Annotated in this window: 15 protein-coding genes; 9 read left to right on the plus strand and 6 right to left on the minus strand. The window is 58.2% G+C overall.

From position 1 onward, the window contains the following. Positions 1–130 precede the first annotated feature (130 nt). Entirely contained in the window at positions 131–484 is a 354-nt protein-coding gene (locus ACXAD0_RS01055) for a cupin domain-containing protein (protein ID WP_475086493.1), read from the plus strand. A gap of 14 nt (positions 485–498) precedes the next feature. On the opposite strand, the gene panD is transcribed toward ACXAD0_RS01055, so the two are convergent. Together panD and panC are read right to left on the minus strand one after the other, a co-directional pair. Continuing rightward, a complete protein-coding gene (panD, locus tag ACXAD0_RS01060; RefSeq protein WP_475086494.1) occupies positions 499–888 on the minus strand; it encodes an aspartate 1-decarboxylase in 390 nt (129 codons plus the stop codon). A 16-nt stretch (positions 889–904) separates the two neighbouring features. Beyond that, a complete protein-coding gene (gene panC, locus ACXAD0_RS01065; protein WP_475090278.1) occupies positions 905–1,756 on the minus strand; it encodes a pantoate--beta-alanine ligase in 852 nt (283 codons plus the stop codon). Positions 1,757–2,047: 291 nt separating this feature from the next. On the opposite strand from panC, the gene ACXAD0_RS01070 reads away from it, so the two are divergent. The 8 genes from ACXAD0_RS01070 (at position 2,048) to ACXAD0_RS01105 (ending at position 11,819) form a co-directional block, all read left to right on the plus strand. After that, on the plus strand, positions 2,048–2,923 hold the full coding sequence (locus tag ACXAD0_RS01070; protein WP_475086495.1) for a DUF6515 family protein: 876 nt from the start codon (positions 2,048–2,050) through the stop codon (positions 2,921–2,923). A gap of 263 nt (positions 2,924–3,186) precedes the next feature. After that, on the plus strand, positions 3,187–5,109 hold the full coding sequence (gene speA, locus ACXAD0_RS01075) for a biosynthetic arginine decarboxylase (RefSeq protein WP_475086496.1): 1,923 nt from the start codon (positions 3,187–3,189) through the stop codon (positions 5,107–5,109). A 55-nt stretch (positions 5,110–5,164) separates the two neighbouring features. Then, positions 5,165–6,370 (plus strand): saccharopine dehydrogenase family protein, encoded by a 1,206-nt coding sequence (locus tag ACXAD0_RS01080; RefSeq protein ID WP_475086497.1) that lies wholly within the window; start codon positions 5,165–5,167, stop codon positions 6,368–6,370. 27 nt (positions 6,371–6,397) lie between these two features. Beyond that, positions 6,398–7,591, plus strand: a complete 1,194-nt coding sequence (nspC, locus tag ACXAD0_RS01085) for a carboxynorspermidine decarboxylase (RefSeq protein ID WP_475086498.1) — start codon at positions 6,398–6,400, stop codon at positions 7,589–7,591. Positions 7,592–7,615: 24 nt separating this feature from the next. Further along, a complete protein-coding gene (speB, locus tag ACXAD0_RS01090) occupies positions 7,616–8,491 on the plus strand; it encodes an agmatinase (RefSeq protein WP_475086499.1) in 876 nt (291 codons plus the stop codon). A gap of 100 nt (positions 8,492–8,591) precedes the next feature. Further along, a complete protein-coding gene (locus ACXAD0_RS01095) occupies positions 8,592–9,230 on the plus strand; it encodes a DUF6515 family protein (protein ID WP_475086500.1) in 639 nt (212 codons plus the stop codon). A gap of 168 nt (positions 9,231–9,398) precedes the next feature. Then, entirely contained in the window at positions 9,399–10,001 is a 603-nt protein-coding gene (locus ACXAD0_RS01100) for a hypothetical protein (protein ID WP_475086501.1), read from the plus strand. A gap of 297 nt (positions 10,002–10,298) precedes the next feature. Further along, positions 10,299–11,819, plus strand: coding sequence for an aldehyde dehydrogenase family protein (locus tag ACXAD0_RS01105; RefSeq protein ID WP_475086502.1), 1,521 nt, complete (start codon positions 10,299–10,301; stop codon positions 11,817–11,819). Between the two features lie 66 nt (positions 11,820–11,885). Here ACXAD0_RS01105 and dnaB read toward each other — a convergent pair whose 3' ends face one another. From dnaB to rpsR, 4 genes are all read right to left on the minus strand, one after another. Next, the gene (dnaB, locus tag ACXAD0_RS01110) at positions 11,886–13,331 is read right to left on the minus strand and encodes a replicative DNA helicase (RefSeq protein WP_475086503.1); all 1,446 of its coding nucleotides are present in this window, start codon (positions 13,329–13,331) and stop codon (positions 11,886–11,888) included. A gap of 188 nt (positions 13,332–13,519) precedes the next feature. Further along, positions 13,520–13,966 carry a 50S ribosomal protein L9 gene (gene rplI, locus ACXAD0_RS01115; RefSeq protein WP_475086504.1) on the minus strand — a complete coding sequence of 149 codons (447 nt, stop codon included), beginning with the start codon at positions 13,964–13,966 and terminating at the stop codon, positions 13,520–13,522. 38 nt (positions 13,967–14,004) lie between these two features. Next, on the minus strand, positions 14,005–14,838 hold the full coding sequence (locus ACXAD0_RS01120; RefSeq protein ID WP_475086506.1) for a hypothetical protein: 834 nt from the start codon (positions 14,836–14,838) through the stop codon (positions 14,005–14,007). A gap of 47 nt (positions 14,839–14,885) precedes the next feature. Next, positions 14,886–15,116: a 30S ribosomal protein S18 gene (gene rpsR / locus ACXAD0_RS01125; protein WP_067084304.1), complete on the minus strand. Its 231-nt coding sequence runs from the start codon at positions 15,114–15,116 to the stop codon at positions 14,886–14,888. Between the last annotated feature and the right edge of the window lie 8 nt (positions 15,117–15,124).

Genomic DNA, 15,124 nt, shown 5'->3' on the forward strand with positions numbered 1-15,124 from the left:
CCTCTCTTCATTTTAACGCGTCGAATTCCTGCCAATCCCCGTGTCGACGGCGATGCGAGGAAATTCGTGCCATTTTTCCGTACAGCGTGCACAATAGGAAAATGTGATCACAAATAAGCAGGACATCGAGATGAATAAGAAACTGTTACGTATCAGCGAGGGCAAAGGCGAGCGCGAGGCCAGTGCCGTCGCTGAGGAGAAGGTCATCACCGGGATGCCCCGGCAGCTCACCGAGCACTTTTTCACCAATGCGAAAGAGAATTTCTTCTGCGGTATCTGGTCTTCCGATGCGGGCAAATGGAAGCTCAGTTATAGCGAAGACGAGTTCTGCTACATCATCGACGGCACGGCGATCATCACCGATGCCGATGGGCTCAGCGAAATGGTGGTGGCCGGGGATGCCTTCTGTATTCCGGCAGGGTTTGAAGGCACCTGGGAAACCATCGACCGTGTGAAGAAGTTTTACGCCATTTACGAAGAATAAAACGAGGGGCGGTGTCAGGCCTGTTCGGGCAGCTGTACCGGGATGGTGTTGGTACTCCGCTCCACCCGGTTGTGCTGGTCGAGGTACACTAGCCGTGGATTGAATACATCGGCCTCCTGTTCGCTCATGGACGCATAGGAGGCGATGATAACCCTGTCGCCGACCTGCACCCGCCGCGCCGCCGCACCATTCATGGAAATAATGCCGGAACCGCGTTCAGCCAGAATCACATAGGTGTGAAAGCGTTCGCCATTACTGACGTTGTAGATGTCGATTTTCTCGAATTCGCGCAGACCCGCCAGCTCAACCAGGTCTTCGTCAATTGCGCAGGAGCCGTCATACCAGAGTTCAGCCTGGGTCACCGCGGCCATATGCAACTTGCACTTGAGCATCTCGATCTGCACGGAAATACCTCTTGTCTCAGGTCAGCGTCAGTGACACGTTGTCGATCAGGCGTGCGCCGCTGGTATACATGGCGCCGAGGAAAGTAATCTCGGTGTCGTCGTTGGCGGCGGGCTCAAGATTGCGACTATTGCAGATGGAGAAGTAGTCCACCCGGAAGCCAGCCTCCTCGATACGCGCACGGGCCTCTTCTGCGAGCGCGGCGAAATCCCGCCGCCCATCTGCCACCTCGCCCTTGGCCCAGTTCAGCGCCTGATTGAGCACCGCCACACGCGGACGCTCCGCCGCGGTGATATAACCATTGCGCGAACTCATCGCCAGGCCGTCCGCTTCGCGATGCACTGGCGCCGCGACGATCTTCACCGGAATACACAGGTCTTCCACCATGCGACGAATCACCGCCAGCTGCTGGAAGTCCTTGGCACCGAATACCGCCTGGTCAGGCTGAACGATATTGAATAGTTTGGTCACTACCGTGGTGACCCCTTCAAAGTGGCCTGGGCGGCTGGCACCGCACAGGACATCCGTCATAGCCGGGCAGATCACCTTGGTCTGCTGATCCATACCGTTGGGATAGATCTCCGCTTCATCGGGGTGGAACAGGAAGTCGCAATTGGCCCCACGCAGGCGCGCCATATCCGACTCCATGGTGCGGGGATACTTGTCCCAGTCTTCGTTCAGCCCAAATTGCAGGCGATTCACAAAGATCGATACGACCACCACATCGCATCGCTGCTGGGCGGCTTTTACCAGCTCGATGTGGGCGTCGTGCAAATTGCCCATGGTCGGCACAAAGCCGATGGTCTTGCCGACCCGGCGGGCTTCAGACAGCGCCTCGCGCAGGCTCGCAACGTGATGGAATACTTGCATAGCAATCATTTCTGCCACGGTTGATCAGCGCGGCATCATACTCTCGGCGCCCGCGGGCGACAACATTCCCACAGGGCCATTTACCAGAAAATACACCCAACTTCGGCGATCGTGAGGGTAATGAGCGAAAAAACAGGCAAAACAGAATAATCCCTCGGGTTTCTGTCCGACGCTTTCTTCAGGCAACGCGATCGGTTCAGGTTTGATTCAGTGACGCCCCGGCACACTGTGCGCACAGTGACAGAAATAGCCCGCCAGCCAATCAGGCCAGGCGGGCACCGGAGGAAGCCCATGCGCACACTCATCACAGCATTCGCCGCCGCCAGCCTGCTGCTGGCCGCGCCGGCCTTTGCAGATCGCGACAGCAAACACCAGTACCGCGGTGTGCCCAAGTCGGAACGGGCCGCGCACGCAGACCACAAGCCACGTCGTGGTGACAAGTACCGGGCCGAGAAAAAGCACAAACCACACCGCGGCGAGCAACATCGCCCGAATAAGAAGCGCAAGAAAGTCGTGGTTGAAAAGACAGTGCACAAGTCTGAGAAACATCGCCCCCGTAAAGGCGACCGCAAGACAGTAGTGCACAAGAAAGTGGTGCATAAAAAAGTCGTCCATCACGAACCGCGACGGGATCGCGACCGTCATCACAAGGGCAAGCATCGTCCTGCCTATGACGGCCACCGGCATAAAGATCAACACGATGGATATCGGAAAGACTGGAACCGTCGTGATTGGGAACGCCGTGACTGGTATCGCGAGGCAAACCACTATCATGACCGCCGCCGCCATGGTTACCGCCACAAGCCTCACCACTGGCCGCGTCGGGTGAAATGGAAGCGCGGACATCGTCACCATCATGGCTGCCACCACTGGCGCCCGACGCATTACCACTATGGCTATCACCTGCGTCGCCTGCCCACCAGCTTTATTAGCATCAACGTCGGCGGCCTGGGTTTCTACTACAACGATGGCGTGTTCTACCGCCCCTATAGCCACGGTTACACGGTCGTCCAGCCGCCCATGGGTGCAGTGGTCTACAGCCTGCCGGCGACCGCAGTGACCATCTCTTTCTCCGGACGGGACTATTACGTCGCCTATGACACTTACTACCAGTGGGACGACATTGCGGTGGGTTTCCGCGTCGTCGCCAACCCGGGATTTTACTGAACCCAACCCCTCCTTACTCCGACCCCAACTTGGCGGCCTCTGGCCGCCTTTTTTTATTCTCCCTGCTCGACCGTGCTCGCCGATTGACTAATCTTGTTACGGTTTAATGCCAGCAATCCCTGCTGTTGTGGCGAGCAAAAAGCCGAATAAGAATTTGATTGTTTCAGCGAAAAGACAGGTGCTTTTTGCAAAAACCGGCATATCGTATTTGCCATTCAGTGGCGCCAGGATTCCCGCCCGAAAAAATGTGCAGATGAGGATTCATGAAGCGACAGCAGATACAGCAATGGCGCTGCGAAGACTCCGCCGAGCTCTACGGCATTCGCAACTGGGGCGCAGGGTATTTCGACCTGAACGACGATGGTGAGGTGGTACTCAAACTGACTGGCGACAACACGGCCGGAACAGCGGTATCGCTGCTGGAAATTGCCCGTGGTGCGATGGACCGCGGTCTCGGCATGCCGTTGCTGCTCCGCATTGAAAACCTGCTGGATGCGCAAGTCACCAGACTGAATGAATCCTTTGCACGAGCCATTGCGCAGAGCCAGTACGGCAATGTTTTTCGCGGTGTATTCCCCATCAAGGTCAACCAGCAGAGTCAGGTGATCGAGGAAATCGCCAGCGCAGGCCGTCGCTTTCACCATGGTCTCGAGGCCGGCAGCAAGGCCGAACTCATCGCCGCGCTGTCGACTCTGGACGACACCGAGTCACTGATCGTCTGCAACGGGTATAAAGACGAGGAATTCATCAATCTGGGGCTACAGGCGCAGCGTCTGGGCGTTCAGGTTTTCTTTGTGGTGGAGACACCTTCTGAGGTTGATACCATCATCGCCTGTGCCGAACGGGAAGTGGTGCGCCCCAATATTGGGGCGCGGGTAAAACTGGCCTCCAAGGTCGGCGGCTACTGGAATGCCACCAGCGGCGACCGCAGTATTTTTGGCCTGGGCAGCAACGACCTGATTGCGATGGTCGACAAGCTGCGAGAGCACGATATGCTCGACTGCCTCAAGCTGCTGCACTATCACCTCGGCTCCCAGGTGCCGAATATTCGCGATATCCGGACCGGGGTACTGGAGGCGTGCCGCTACTACGCTGATCTTGTCGAAGAAGGCGCTGCCATGGGTTATCTCGACTTGGGCGGAGGCCTGGCAGTGGATTATGACGGCTCGAAAACCAACTACACCCATAGCAAAAATTATTCTCTCGATGAATATTGCGTGGATGTGGTCGAAGCCATCATGGATACGCTGGACAGTGAGGGGGTGTCGCATCCCGTGATCATCACCGAGTCTGGCCGCGCCACGGTGGCCTACTCGTCAATATTGCTGTTCGACATTCTCGATACCACCCGCTTCGAACCGGTGGAACTCGAATACACGAAAATTTCGCAAGACGATCACCCGATGCTGCGGAATCTACTCGAAGCCGTCCATGCCACCAGCGCCAACAATCTGCAGGAGAGCTACAACGACACCCTCTATTATCGCGATGAAGTGCGCGCCCTATACCTGCATGGCCAGGTGAGTTTGCGCGAACGTGCCAACGCGGAAAACCTGTTTCTCAAGGGCGCGCAAAAGATTCGCGCGCTGCTCGATGAAGTCGACGAAATCCCCACAGACCTGAAGGCACTGCCGGAAGTGCTGTCCGACATCTACTATGCCAACGTCAGCGTGTTCCAGTCGCTGCCGGACATGTGGGCCATCGACCAGGTTTTCCCGCTGATGCCGATTCATCGGCTGGACGAGGCGCCGACGCGCTCCGCCATCATCGCTGATATCACCTGTGATTGTGATGGGAAAATTGACCGCTTTATCGGTGAGCGCAATGAAAACAACACATTGCCGCTCCATCCTCTGCGCGACGGTGAGGACTATATTCTCGGTACCTTTCTGGTGGGCGCGTATCAGGAAACCCTGGGTGACCTTCACAACCTGTTCGGTGATACCAATGTCGTCAGTGTCCGCATCCATGAGGACGGCAGCTTTGACTACAGTCGGGAAATCCATGGCGACAGTATTTCTGACGTACTCAGTTACGTTGAATTTCGACCACAGGATATGTTCGAGCGCTTTCGCAACCTGGCAGAGCGCGCGGTCAAACAGGGACGCATCTCGGCCCAGCAGCGCAAACAGATTTTGCATACCTATACCGTAAGCATGAGTGGGTATACGTATTTCGAGAAGTAGCGGCGAGCCACTTGTCGCGGTTTGATAAACACCATCAGGCTTGGGGAGAAATTCCATGGCTAATGTTTTGATCATCGGCGCCGGCGGCGTCGGCCAGGTTGTCGCGCATAAGTGCGCTCAGGTGCCGGAGGTTTTCGAACACATTACGCTGGCCAGCCGCACCAAGGCCAAGTGCGACAAGATTGCCGACATGATTGACCGCCCGATCCAAACCGCGGAAGTCGACGCCGACAACGTCGGCGAAACCGTGGCACTGATTGAAAAAATAAAGCCGGACATGGTGATCAATGTGGCCCTGCCCTATCAGGACCTGCATATCATGGATGCCTGCCTCGAGACCGGCGTGCATTATCTGGACACCGCCAACTATGAACCCCCCGAAGAAGCCAAGTTTGAATACAAGTGGCAATGGGCCTATCAGGAGCGCTTTGAAAAAGCCGGATTGATGGCACTGCTCGGCAGCGGCTTTGATCCGGGTGTCACCAGTGTGTTTACCGCCCATGCCAAGAAACACCATTTCGACCGGATCCGCACACTGGATATTCTCGATTGCAATGCCGGCGATCACGGCCTGCCATTTGCAACCAACTTCAATCCGGAGATCAATATTCGCGAGATCACTGCCAATGGCCGTTACTGGGAAAACGGTCAATGGGTAACGACTAAGCCGATGGAAGAAAAGCGCGTATTCGATTTCCCGGCGGGCATTGGCGAGAAGGACATCTACCTGCTGTATCACGAGGAGCTGGAGTCACTCAGCAAGCATCTGCCGGAAATCGAGCGCGCGCGCTTCTGGATGACCTTCGGCGCCAGCTATCTGAAACATCTGGAAGTATTGCAAAACGTCGGCATGACCAGCATTGAGCCGGTGGAGTTCCAGGGACAGGAGATCGTGCCGATTCAGTTTCTCAAGGCGTTGTTACCCGACCCGGCCAGCCTGGGACCGCTGACCAAGGGCAAGACCTGTATTGGCAATATCATTTGCGGCACCGCCAAAGGCGATACCAGCGGGCAGGAAAAAGTGTATTACGTCTATAACATCTGTGATCACCAGGCGTGTTACAAGGAGGTGCAGTCTCAGGCTATTTCCTACACCACGGGGGTGCCCGCGATGATCGGGGCGAAGATGATGCTCGAAGGAAAATGGATGAAGCCCGGGGTGTGGAATATGGAACAACTGGACCCGGATCCGTTTATGGCAGATCTCAACCAGTACGGCCTGCCCTGGCAGGAAGTCTGGTTGGACAAGCCTTTCCAGTAACGGCACAAGCCGAGCCAGGACACCGCTATGGACCTGACCCCGCGCAAGGATTATTTCGGTAATTTTGATCCCACCCGGGTGCCGACCCCGAGCTTCGTCGTGGATGAGATTGCGCTGCGTGACAATCTTGCCGTGCTGGCGGATGTGCAACGCCGCAGTGGCGCCAAGGTCCTTGCCGCACTCAAGGCGTTTTCCATGTTTCGTATTGGTCCGGTGGTGGCGGAATACCTGACCGGGACCTGTGCGAGCGGCCTGCATGAAGCCCGGCTCGGCTATGAGGAATACGGTGGGCGCGACCAGGGCAAGGAGGTCCATGTATTCAGTGCCGGCTACAAGGACGCCGAGCTCGAAGAAATTCTCACGTTCGCCCACCACATCATTTTCAATTCTTTCTCCCAGTGGCGACATTTTCGCGAGCGCTGCCTGGCCGCACAACAAAAACGACCCCAACTGAGTTTTGGCCTGCGGATCAACCCCGAGCACTCGGAGGGCCACATCGCCCTGTACGACCCCTGCGCGCCCTGTTCGCGCCTCGGCATTGTGCGCTCGCTGTTTGACGGGGAAGACCTGTCGGGCATCAGCGGCCTGCACTTTCATACCCTGTGCGAGCAAGACTTCGCGCCACTGCAGCGTACCCTGGCCGCAGTGGAAGAAAAGTTCGGCGACCTGTTGGCACAAATGGAGTGGGTCAACTTCGGCGGTGGCCACCACATTACCCGGCAGGACTACCAGATAGACGCTTTGGTAGACGCTGTACGTGATTTTTCCAGCCGGCACCAGGTGCAGGTGTACCTCGAGCCCGGCGAAGCCATCTCCCTGTTCGCGGGCATCCTGGTCGGAGAAGTGGTGGACCTCACCTGGAACGGTAGTCAGCAGGCGATTCTCGACGTCTCCGCGACCTGCCATGTGCCCGATGTCCTGGAAATGCCGTATCGTCCCGAGATCACCGGTGCGTCACGCCCCGGAGAACTGCCACACGACTACCGCCTCGGTGGGCAAAGCTGTCTCGCCGGCGACAGCATTGGTGAATACAGTTTTGCCGAACCGCTCAAGATCGGCGACCGACTGGTATTCGAGGAAATGGCCTACTACACCATGGTCAAAACCAATACGTTCAACGGCATTCCGCTGCCTGCGATTGTCCTGTGGAACTCCGAAACCGATGCCCTCGAAGTGGTACGCGAATTCGATTACTCGGACTTCCGCAACCGACTGTCATAACCTCTCAACCGGAACCCTCACGGCATGCGTTCAGACGACGACTATCCGATCTTTCTCGGTTCTGAAATCGAACAGCCACGGCCCGAAGATGCGTTATTTCATATCCTGCCGATCCCCTATGAGGAGAGCGTTTCCTACGGAGGTGGCACCGCCAGCGGTCCCGCATCGATTCTCGAAGCCTCCTGGCAGCTGGAAACCTTTGATAACTTTTCCAACCCATCGGAGCTCGGCATCTACACCCGCACTGCGGTGAACGTGAACGGCAGCGCAGAGCAGGTCATGGACAACATTGCCGCCGCGACTGGTGAGGTTCTGGCGCTGGGCAAGATGCCGGTGGGGATCGGTGGCGAACACTCGGTTACCTGGGGCGTGATCAAGGGTTATCTCGACGCGGGCATGCGCGATTTCGGTGTGGTGCAGATCGACGCCCATGCGGACCTCAGGGATCGCTACGAAGGCCAGCGACACAGTCACGCCAGCGTGATGCGACTGGTGGTGGAGGCCGGGATCCCACTGTTCCAACTGGGAATTCGCGCCTACTGTGAAGAGGAGCGTGAAACCCGCCGCCAGTTCGGCGTCCACCACCTGGACGCCCACGAGCTGGTGCCAACCAACGTGCAGGCATTCACGCTGCCAGAGGATTTCCCCCAAAACGTCTTTTTTACGCTCGACGTGGACGGTATTGACCCATCGGTCTTTCCCTCGACCGGCACCCCGGTACCCGGCGGACTGGGCTGGTACCAGACCCTGAACCTGTTTGAATCGGTGGCCCGCCAGCGCCAGATCATCGGCTTCGACCTGCTCGAATTCGCGCCCATCGAGGGCTTTCACGCCTATGATTTCGCCGCCGCACAGCTGCTCTATCGTCTGATGGGGATTATCCAGCGCAACCATTCTTAACACTTTTTCGACCCACAATTGACCGCCGGGACTGGAAGATGTCAGCTTAGACAGGTTAAAATTCAACCTATAGTAAGTAGTTACTTCCGCTGGAGGTCAGATGAATTCGCTGAAGATACCCCTGGGCAGTGCCGCCTTGGCCCTGTTACTGGCCCTGGCCTTTACGCCCTCGGCAGATGCCCGCACGCCGACCCTCGAGCGCAGCGGTTCAGCCCACTTCCACCATCGTCCGGGCTATGGTCACTGGCCTGGCCACGGTCCGCGCTATTACCGCGGCCCCCGACACCGTGGTCCGCGTATCTCTATCGGTTTTATTGCCCCGGTTCTACCGGTCGGCTACGTGCGGATGGCCGTGGGTGGGCATCCTTACTATTACCATGGCGGCTATTACTACCGCCCGACGCCAGGCGGTTATGTGGTGGTCGACGCACCGCTCGGCGCACAGGTGCTGACCTTGCCCGCGAGTGCGGTGCGCGTTGAAATTGGTGGCTTCACCTACTATCGCTACGACAACGCCTATTACCAGTGGCAGCCCGCGCGCAATGCCTACGTCGTCGTACCTGCGCCCGCACCCGCCGCCGTACAGCATCGTTACAAAGCGGGTGACGTCGTGGAAACCCTGCCGACCGGCTACTCGGCGGAAGTCATCAATGGCGTCCAGTACTACCGTTTCGGCAGCGATTACTTTATGCCGACGCAGCGCGATGGTCGTGAAGTGTTTGTGGTCGTGCGCCTCTGATCATTCGGGTCATTACAAAATCCTGCCTGAAACGGGCCCGCTTGGCGGGCCCGTTTTCGTCTGCGCCAGCAAAAAAGCCAGCGGCACAGCTTTTGCCTGTCCTGCGCCAATTGATCTTAACTAGATATAAGGGGATATCGAGAAGGGCGTAGTCACAGGGAGACACAGATGCGAACAGTAACCGGGTTGGTCATCGCGCTCTTCAGCTGTGCACTGGTCAGCAGTGTCACAGCCCAGAACCGCGACGGCCCGGATCTCAAACTGCAAAGTGTCGAGTCCAAGAAAATCAAACGGGAGTTCAAGAACGCGCCACAAGTCCCCTCGATCCCCGGCGGGCGAAAGCGAGGCGCCGACGAAACCGGGGTGTTGCCAGACGTCCCCCCCGGCTTCGACCTGGGACGCTTTATCGTCTTTGGCCCCTGCGCCAGCAATACCATGCGACAGCGCCGCGTCCCTTTCCTCGATACCTACACCGGCTGCAAGCACCAGTATTTCGAGTCTGTGCTCGAGATGTGCGAGAAAGCGCGCTGGATCGAACAATCGCGAAACCGAATCAGCTCTTACTTTACCTGCGGCCTGTTGCGTGCGGCGTTTTCTGTCGACTGTTCGTTAACGACGGTGGATAAAACGCTGGCGGCCAGATGCACAGTGGAGTTTTCGCCGGCCAATGACCTGGACGGCACTTATGTCTGCCCCGTAGAGATACTGGAAACACCCTGGGATCTGGTGATGACGCAAAATATCAACGCACTTTGCCAGCGCCAGGAGTGACCCCTTCGCGGCGTCACAGCCCCTGCAGCACGGCCTGACCGGGCCCGCTCAGCCTCTCCCTTCCGGCACAACCGGGCGGTTAACACCACATACACTTCACACAGCGCGGTTCGTCGCGCGCGTAGCACAGTTTTCGATAAAGCGAATGAAAACTGACGCTGACTTCTACGCTAACAACACCACCCCTCGGTTTTTGGCCTATGTTGATGACGTTGTTTCCACTGCATCGCAGGATCGGGGCGACACGCATGATGTGACTCGCGCCTGCGCACAAAGATAACAAAAGAGGACATCACGATGATCTATGCCAACCCCGGATCACCGGGCGCACTATTCGAGTTCAAGTCACGTTATGAAAATTTTATCGGCGGCGAGTGGGTGGCGCCGCTCAGCGAACGCTACTTTGAAAACGTCTCACCGGTAAATGGCGAGGCGTTCTGCGAGGTGCCCCGCTCGGACGACGCCGACCTGGAGCGGGCGCTGGATGCCGCCCACAGCGCCGCCACCAGCTGGGGCAAAACCTCGGTGGCCGAGCGCTCCAACCTGCTGCTGAAAATCGCTGATCGCATCGAAGCAAACCTGGAAACACTGGCTTATGTAGAGACCTGGGAGAACGGCAAGGGCATTCGCGAAACGCTCAACGCCGACATTCCCTTGCTGGTGGATCATTTCCGTTATTTCGCCGGTTGTCTGCGTGCGCAGGAAGGTGCCAGCGCAGATCTGGACGCCAATACCGTTTCCTATCACTTCCACGAACCATTGGGCGTAGTCGGGCAAATCATTCCGTGGAACTTTCCCCTGCTTATGGCGGGCTGGAAACTGGCGCCGGCATTGGCAGCGGGTAATTGCGTGATACTCAAACCCGCCGAACAGACACCCACATCGGTGCTGGTCATGATGGAACTGATCCAGGACCTGCTGCCGCCGGGCACCGTGAATATCCTCAATGGATATGGCAACGAGATTGGCGCAGCGCTGGCCAGTTCAGACCGCATCGCAAAAATTGCATTTACCGGTTCCACCGCCACCGGCCATCGTATTCTCGAGGAAGCCGCGCGTAGCCTGATCCCATCGACTGTCGAGCTCGGCGGCAAGTCTCCCAATATTTATTTTGAGGATATCCTGCAGCAGGAAACCGACTATATCGACAAGTGTGCCGAGGGCCTGTTGCTCGGTTTCTTCAACCAGGGCGAGGTATGCACTTGCCCGTCCCGGGCGCTGATACAGGAAAGTATCTATGGGGACTTTATGGCCCGGGTACTGGAGCGTGCCAAGGGCATCACGCAGGGGAATCCACTCGACACGAACACCATGGTCGGTGCCCAGGCGTCACAGCAACAGCTCGACAAAATCATGACCTATATGGATATCGCCGCCAACGAAGGGGCGGAGTTCCTGATGGGGGGCAGCGTCGCATCCGTGAGCTCGGAGATTGCCGGTGGCTTCTACGTCGAACCCACCCTGCTCAAAGGCGACAACAGTATGCGCGTCTTCCGCGACGAAATTTTCGGCCCGACACTCGCGGTGACCACCTTCAAGGACGAAGCCGAGGCGCTGGCGATTGCCAACGACACCGATTACGGCCTCGGTGCCGGCATCTGGACCCGCGACAGCAACCGGATCTTCCGCATGTCGCGGGGTATCCAGGCTGGCCGGGTGTGGGTGAACTGCTACCACGCCTACCCGGCCCACGCGGCGTTTGGCGGCTACAAAAAGTCCGGCATCGGCCGCGAGACCCACAAAGCAGCGCTGGAACAATATCAGCAAACCAAGAATGTACTGGTTAGCCATGATATTCACCCGCTGGGTTTCTTCTGACGCTCTCTCTGCCACAAACAGCAACAGGGCCCGCGGGCCCTGTTTTTTCTACGGCTTGGGTGCGCGCTATTCGTGGTCCTGGTAGTACTCTGGCGCCAGGTCGTCGAAGCGCGTGTACTTGCCCACGAAGGCAGCGCGACAGGTGCCGATCTCACCGTTACGCTGCTTGCCGATAATCAGCTCGGCGAGCCCCTTGTCCGGGCTGTCCTCGTTGTAATACTCGTCGCGATAAATAAACAGGATCACGTCCGCATCCTGCTCGATCGCTCCGGATTCCCGCAGATCCGAGTTCATCGGGCGCTTGTTGGGGCGCTGTTCCACGCCCCGGTTCAGCTGTGACAGGGCGATGACAGGACAATCGTATTCTTTCGCCAGCGCCTTGAGAGAGCGGGAAATCTCGGAGATTTCCTGGGTTCGCCCCTCGGTACTGCCCTTGACCTGCATCAGCTGCAGGTAGTCCACCATGATGACGGATGGCATGGCGGCGGCTTCGGCGGCTTCGCGGGACAACTGCTTGTTCTCGCGCATCAATTTGTTGGTGTGGTCACGCACCGTGCGCTTGACCCGCGCACGCACCTCACTGGGGGACAGCGCCGGGGTATCGTCGATATACAGCCCCTTGCCCTTCATCTTCTGCACGGCGCTGGATAGCTTGGGCCAATCCTCTTCCTGCAGCTTGCCGTTACGAATCCGCCCCTGGTCGATGCGACCGATGGAGGACAGCATCCGCATCACCAGGCTATCGGAGGGCATTTCCATACTGAACACCAGCGTGGGCTTGTCCTGCTTGAGCATCGCGCTCTCGATAAAGTTCAGCGCCAGTGCAGTCTTACCCATGGAAGGACGGGCGGCCAGGATAATCAGTTCGCCGGGCTGCCAACCGGAGGTGCGCTGGTCGAGCTCAGTCAGGCCGGTACTGAGGCCGGTGATATCCCCTTCACTCTTGAACAGCTGGTCAATGCGTTCGACCGTCTGCTTGAGCAGGTCATCCACACCGACGAAGCCACCCTCCTTGGCTCGCCCCTCGGCGATCTCGGACACGCGGCGCTCGGCCATTTGCAAGAGGTCTTCGGAGGCCAGGCCGCCGGGATTGAAGCTGGTACGGCTGATCTCACCCGCCGCCGCAATCAGCTGGCGCAGCATAGAGCGCTCACGCACGATCTTGGCGTAGGCGACGATATTTGCCGCAGAGGGTGTGTTCTCGGCGAGTTCTGCGAGGTAGGCAGCACCGCCCACTTCCGCCAGCAGCTCTCGGCTGGCGAGTGCTTCGGCAAGGGTGACAATATCCAGCGGCTGCTCGCCGGTGGATAGTTCGGTCATAACCGTAAAGATCTGGCGGTGACTGGCGACAAAGAAGTCTTGCTCGGCGAGCTGCTCCGCGACGCCGTCGAGACGGCTGGAATCCAGCATCAGGCCGCCCAGCACCGACTGCTCCGCTTCCACCGAGTGGGGCAGAGGCGACTGAGCCTCAGTCTGCAGTTCTTCCTCTGGCGAGGTCAGAAATTCGTTCATGGCTTGGTATGACCGACAAAAACAAAACGGGCGCTGATCCCATAAGGGGAAATCAGCGCCCGATTGTAACGCGACTGACAGATAAGCGCCCGCCCTGTTCCCGACTCGGGGGGCAGTGCCCATTCTGCGGCGGAACTGGCCCGCACGCGCGCGAAGGCTGGCCCGGCCGCAGCCGGACCCGGTCGGGCTTACTCAGCCTCGACAACTACCTTAACAGCAGTCACTACGTCAGCGTGCAGCTGTACGTCTACGTCGTACTCGCCCACTTCACGCAGAGCGCCTTCCGGCAGCTTCACTTCCGCCTTGACCACTTCAACGCCAGCCGCAGTGATCGCCTCAGCGATGTCGCGGGTGCCGATGGAGCCAAACAGCTTGCCTTCGTCACCGGCATTGGCAGCGATGGTCACTACCAGCTCAGCCAGTTTCTCGGCGCGAGCTTCAGCTGCGGAAACCTTGGCAGCTGCAGCAGCTTCCAGGTCAGCGCGCTTGGCTTCGAACTCGGCGATGTTGGCTTCAGTCGCCGGAACAGCCTTACCAGTCGGCAGCAGGAAGTTGCGGCCAAAGCCCGCTTTCACATCAACGCGGTCGCCCACGTTGCCCAGCTTGCCTACTTTATCGAGCAGAATAACTTCCATTTCGGAATCCTCTGTTTCAGTTCTTGTGCAGTCGTCGCTCAGGCGGCGGTACGACTGCGAATATCTATCCAGCTATCTATCAGCGCCAGTCCACACAGGAAGCCAGCCAGCGGCAATGCAGCAATTACCAGCGCCACATACATGCCAACCAGGGGACCACGTCCCCAGCCCTTCAGGGCCACCAGCCAATGGATCAGGCCAATACCTGCGACCACCATCGGGAACGCCAGTACCGCGCCCCAGAACACGTAGTCTTCGCTCATCAGGCAGTAGACCCACAGCAGCATCGCCACAGCGGCTGCCGGCAACGGCATCCGCAGTTGGTGGAACTCCTTACGGAATCCGCCGGGGTTGTACAGCGCCCCCTGCCACCAGCGTCCCAATACCAACGCCAGAGTGGCGGTTATCGCCGATACCAGCGCCAGGTAACCACTGGCCAGCGGCTCGCTGCCAAACACCTGTTGCAGCTGGTCTGACTGGACTGTGCTACCGGATTCCTCCGCGGCCACCAGCAGGGTCTGCAACAGACCGCCACTGAAGTGTGACGTCAACAGCATGCCCACTGCAGCCACTGCGGTCAGTGCCAACAACGCGGCACTCCATGAGCGACTGCTGCGCAGCACTGCCGATCCGACAAACACTGCGACCAGGTGACAGACCGCAAGCCCGGTCATCAGCGGCGAGGTCCAGCCATTCGCCGCAAACAGCACCACAGGCAGTAACGCCCAGGCCAGTATGACCAGACCTTCGCCAGTTCCCTTGCGGAGACTGACCAATGCCAGTGTCGCAGGGCTGATCAGCGGGATACCCAGCATCGTGATGAGTATCGCGCGAATGCGCCCGCGCATGATGAATTCGGCCAGGGCGCGCACTTCTAGATAACTTCTCTAATTACTCGTACAAACAGACCGAGTGCCTATCAGGCCTCGTGGCTGTCCGTGTACGGCAGCAGGGCCAGGTAGCGCGCGCGCTTGACCGCAGTGGCCAGCTGACGCTGATACTTGGCTTTGGTGCCGGTGATACGGCTCGGTACGATCTTGCCGGTTTCAGAAACGTAGGCTTTCAGGGTATCGAGATCTTTGTAGTCGATACGCTTTACACCTTCGGCGGTGAAACGACAGAATTTACGACGACGGAAAAAACGTGCCATCTGATAAT

The sequence above is a fragment of the Microbulbifer sp. ABF4_148 genome, assembly GCF_056158985.1.

Excerpts from the sequence above, each read along its gene's own strand:
- panC (WP_475090278.1), bottom strand. The coding sequence starts at position 1,756 with ATGCAAGTATTCCATCACGTTGCGAGCCTGCGCGAGGCGCTGTCTGAA.
- ACXAD0_RS01080 (WP_475086497.1), top strand. The coding sequence starts at position 5,165 with ATGGCTAATGTTTTGATCATCGGCGCCGGCGGCGTCGGCCAGGTTGTC.
- speB (WP_475086499.1), top strand. The coding sequence starts at position 7,616 with ATGCGTTCAGACGACGACTATCCGATCTTTCTCGGTTCTGAAATCGAA.
- nspC (WP_475086498.1), top strand. The coding sequence starts at position 6,398 with ATGGACCTGACCCCGCGCAAGGATTATTTCGGTAATTTTGATCCCACC.
- speA (WP_475086496.1), top strand. The coding sequence starts at position 3,187 with ATGAAGCGACAGCAGATACAGCAATGGCGCTGCGAAGACTCCGCCGAG.
- dnaB (WP_475086503.1), bottom strand. The coding sequence starts at position 13,331 with ATGAACGAATTTCTGACCTCGCCAGAGGAAGAACTGCAGACTGAGGCT.
- ACXAD0_RS01100 (WP_475086501.1), top strand. The coding sequence starts at position 9,399 with ATGCGAACAGTAACCGGGTTGGTCATCGCGCTCTTCAGCTGTGCACTG.
- rpsR (WP_067084304.1), bottom strand. The coding sequence starts at position 15,116 with ATGGCACGTTTTTTCCGTCGTCGTAAATTCTGTCGTTTCACCGCCGAA.
- ACXAD0_RS01055 (WP_475086493.1), top strand. The coding sequence starts at position 131 with ATGAATAAGAAACTGTTACGTATCAGCGAGGGCAAAGGCGAGCGCGAG.
- ACXAD0_RS01105 (WP_475086502.1), top strand. The coding sequence starts at position 10,299 with ATGATCTATGCCAACCCCGGATCACCGGGCGCACTATTCGAGTTCAAG.
- ACXAD0_RS01070 (WP_475086495.1), top strand. The coding sequence starts at position 2,048 with ATGCGCACACTCATCACAGCATTCGCCGCCGCCAGCCTGCTGCTGGCC.
- rplI (WP_475086504.1), bottom strand. The coding sequence starts at position 13,966 with ATGGAAGTTATTCTGCTCGATAAAGTAGGCAAGCTGGGCAACGTGGGC.
- ACXAD0_RS01095 (WP_475086500.1), top strand. The coding sequence starts at position 8,592 with ATGAATTCGCTGAAGATACCCCTGGGCAGTGCCGCCTTGGCCCTGTTA.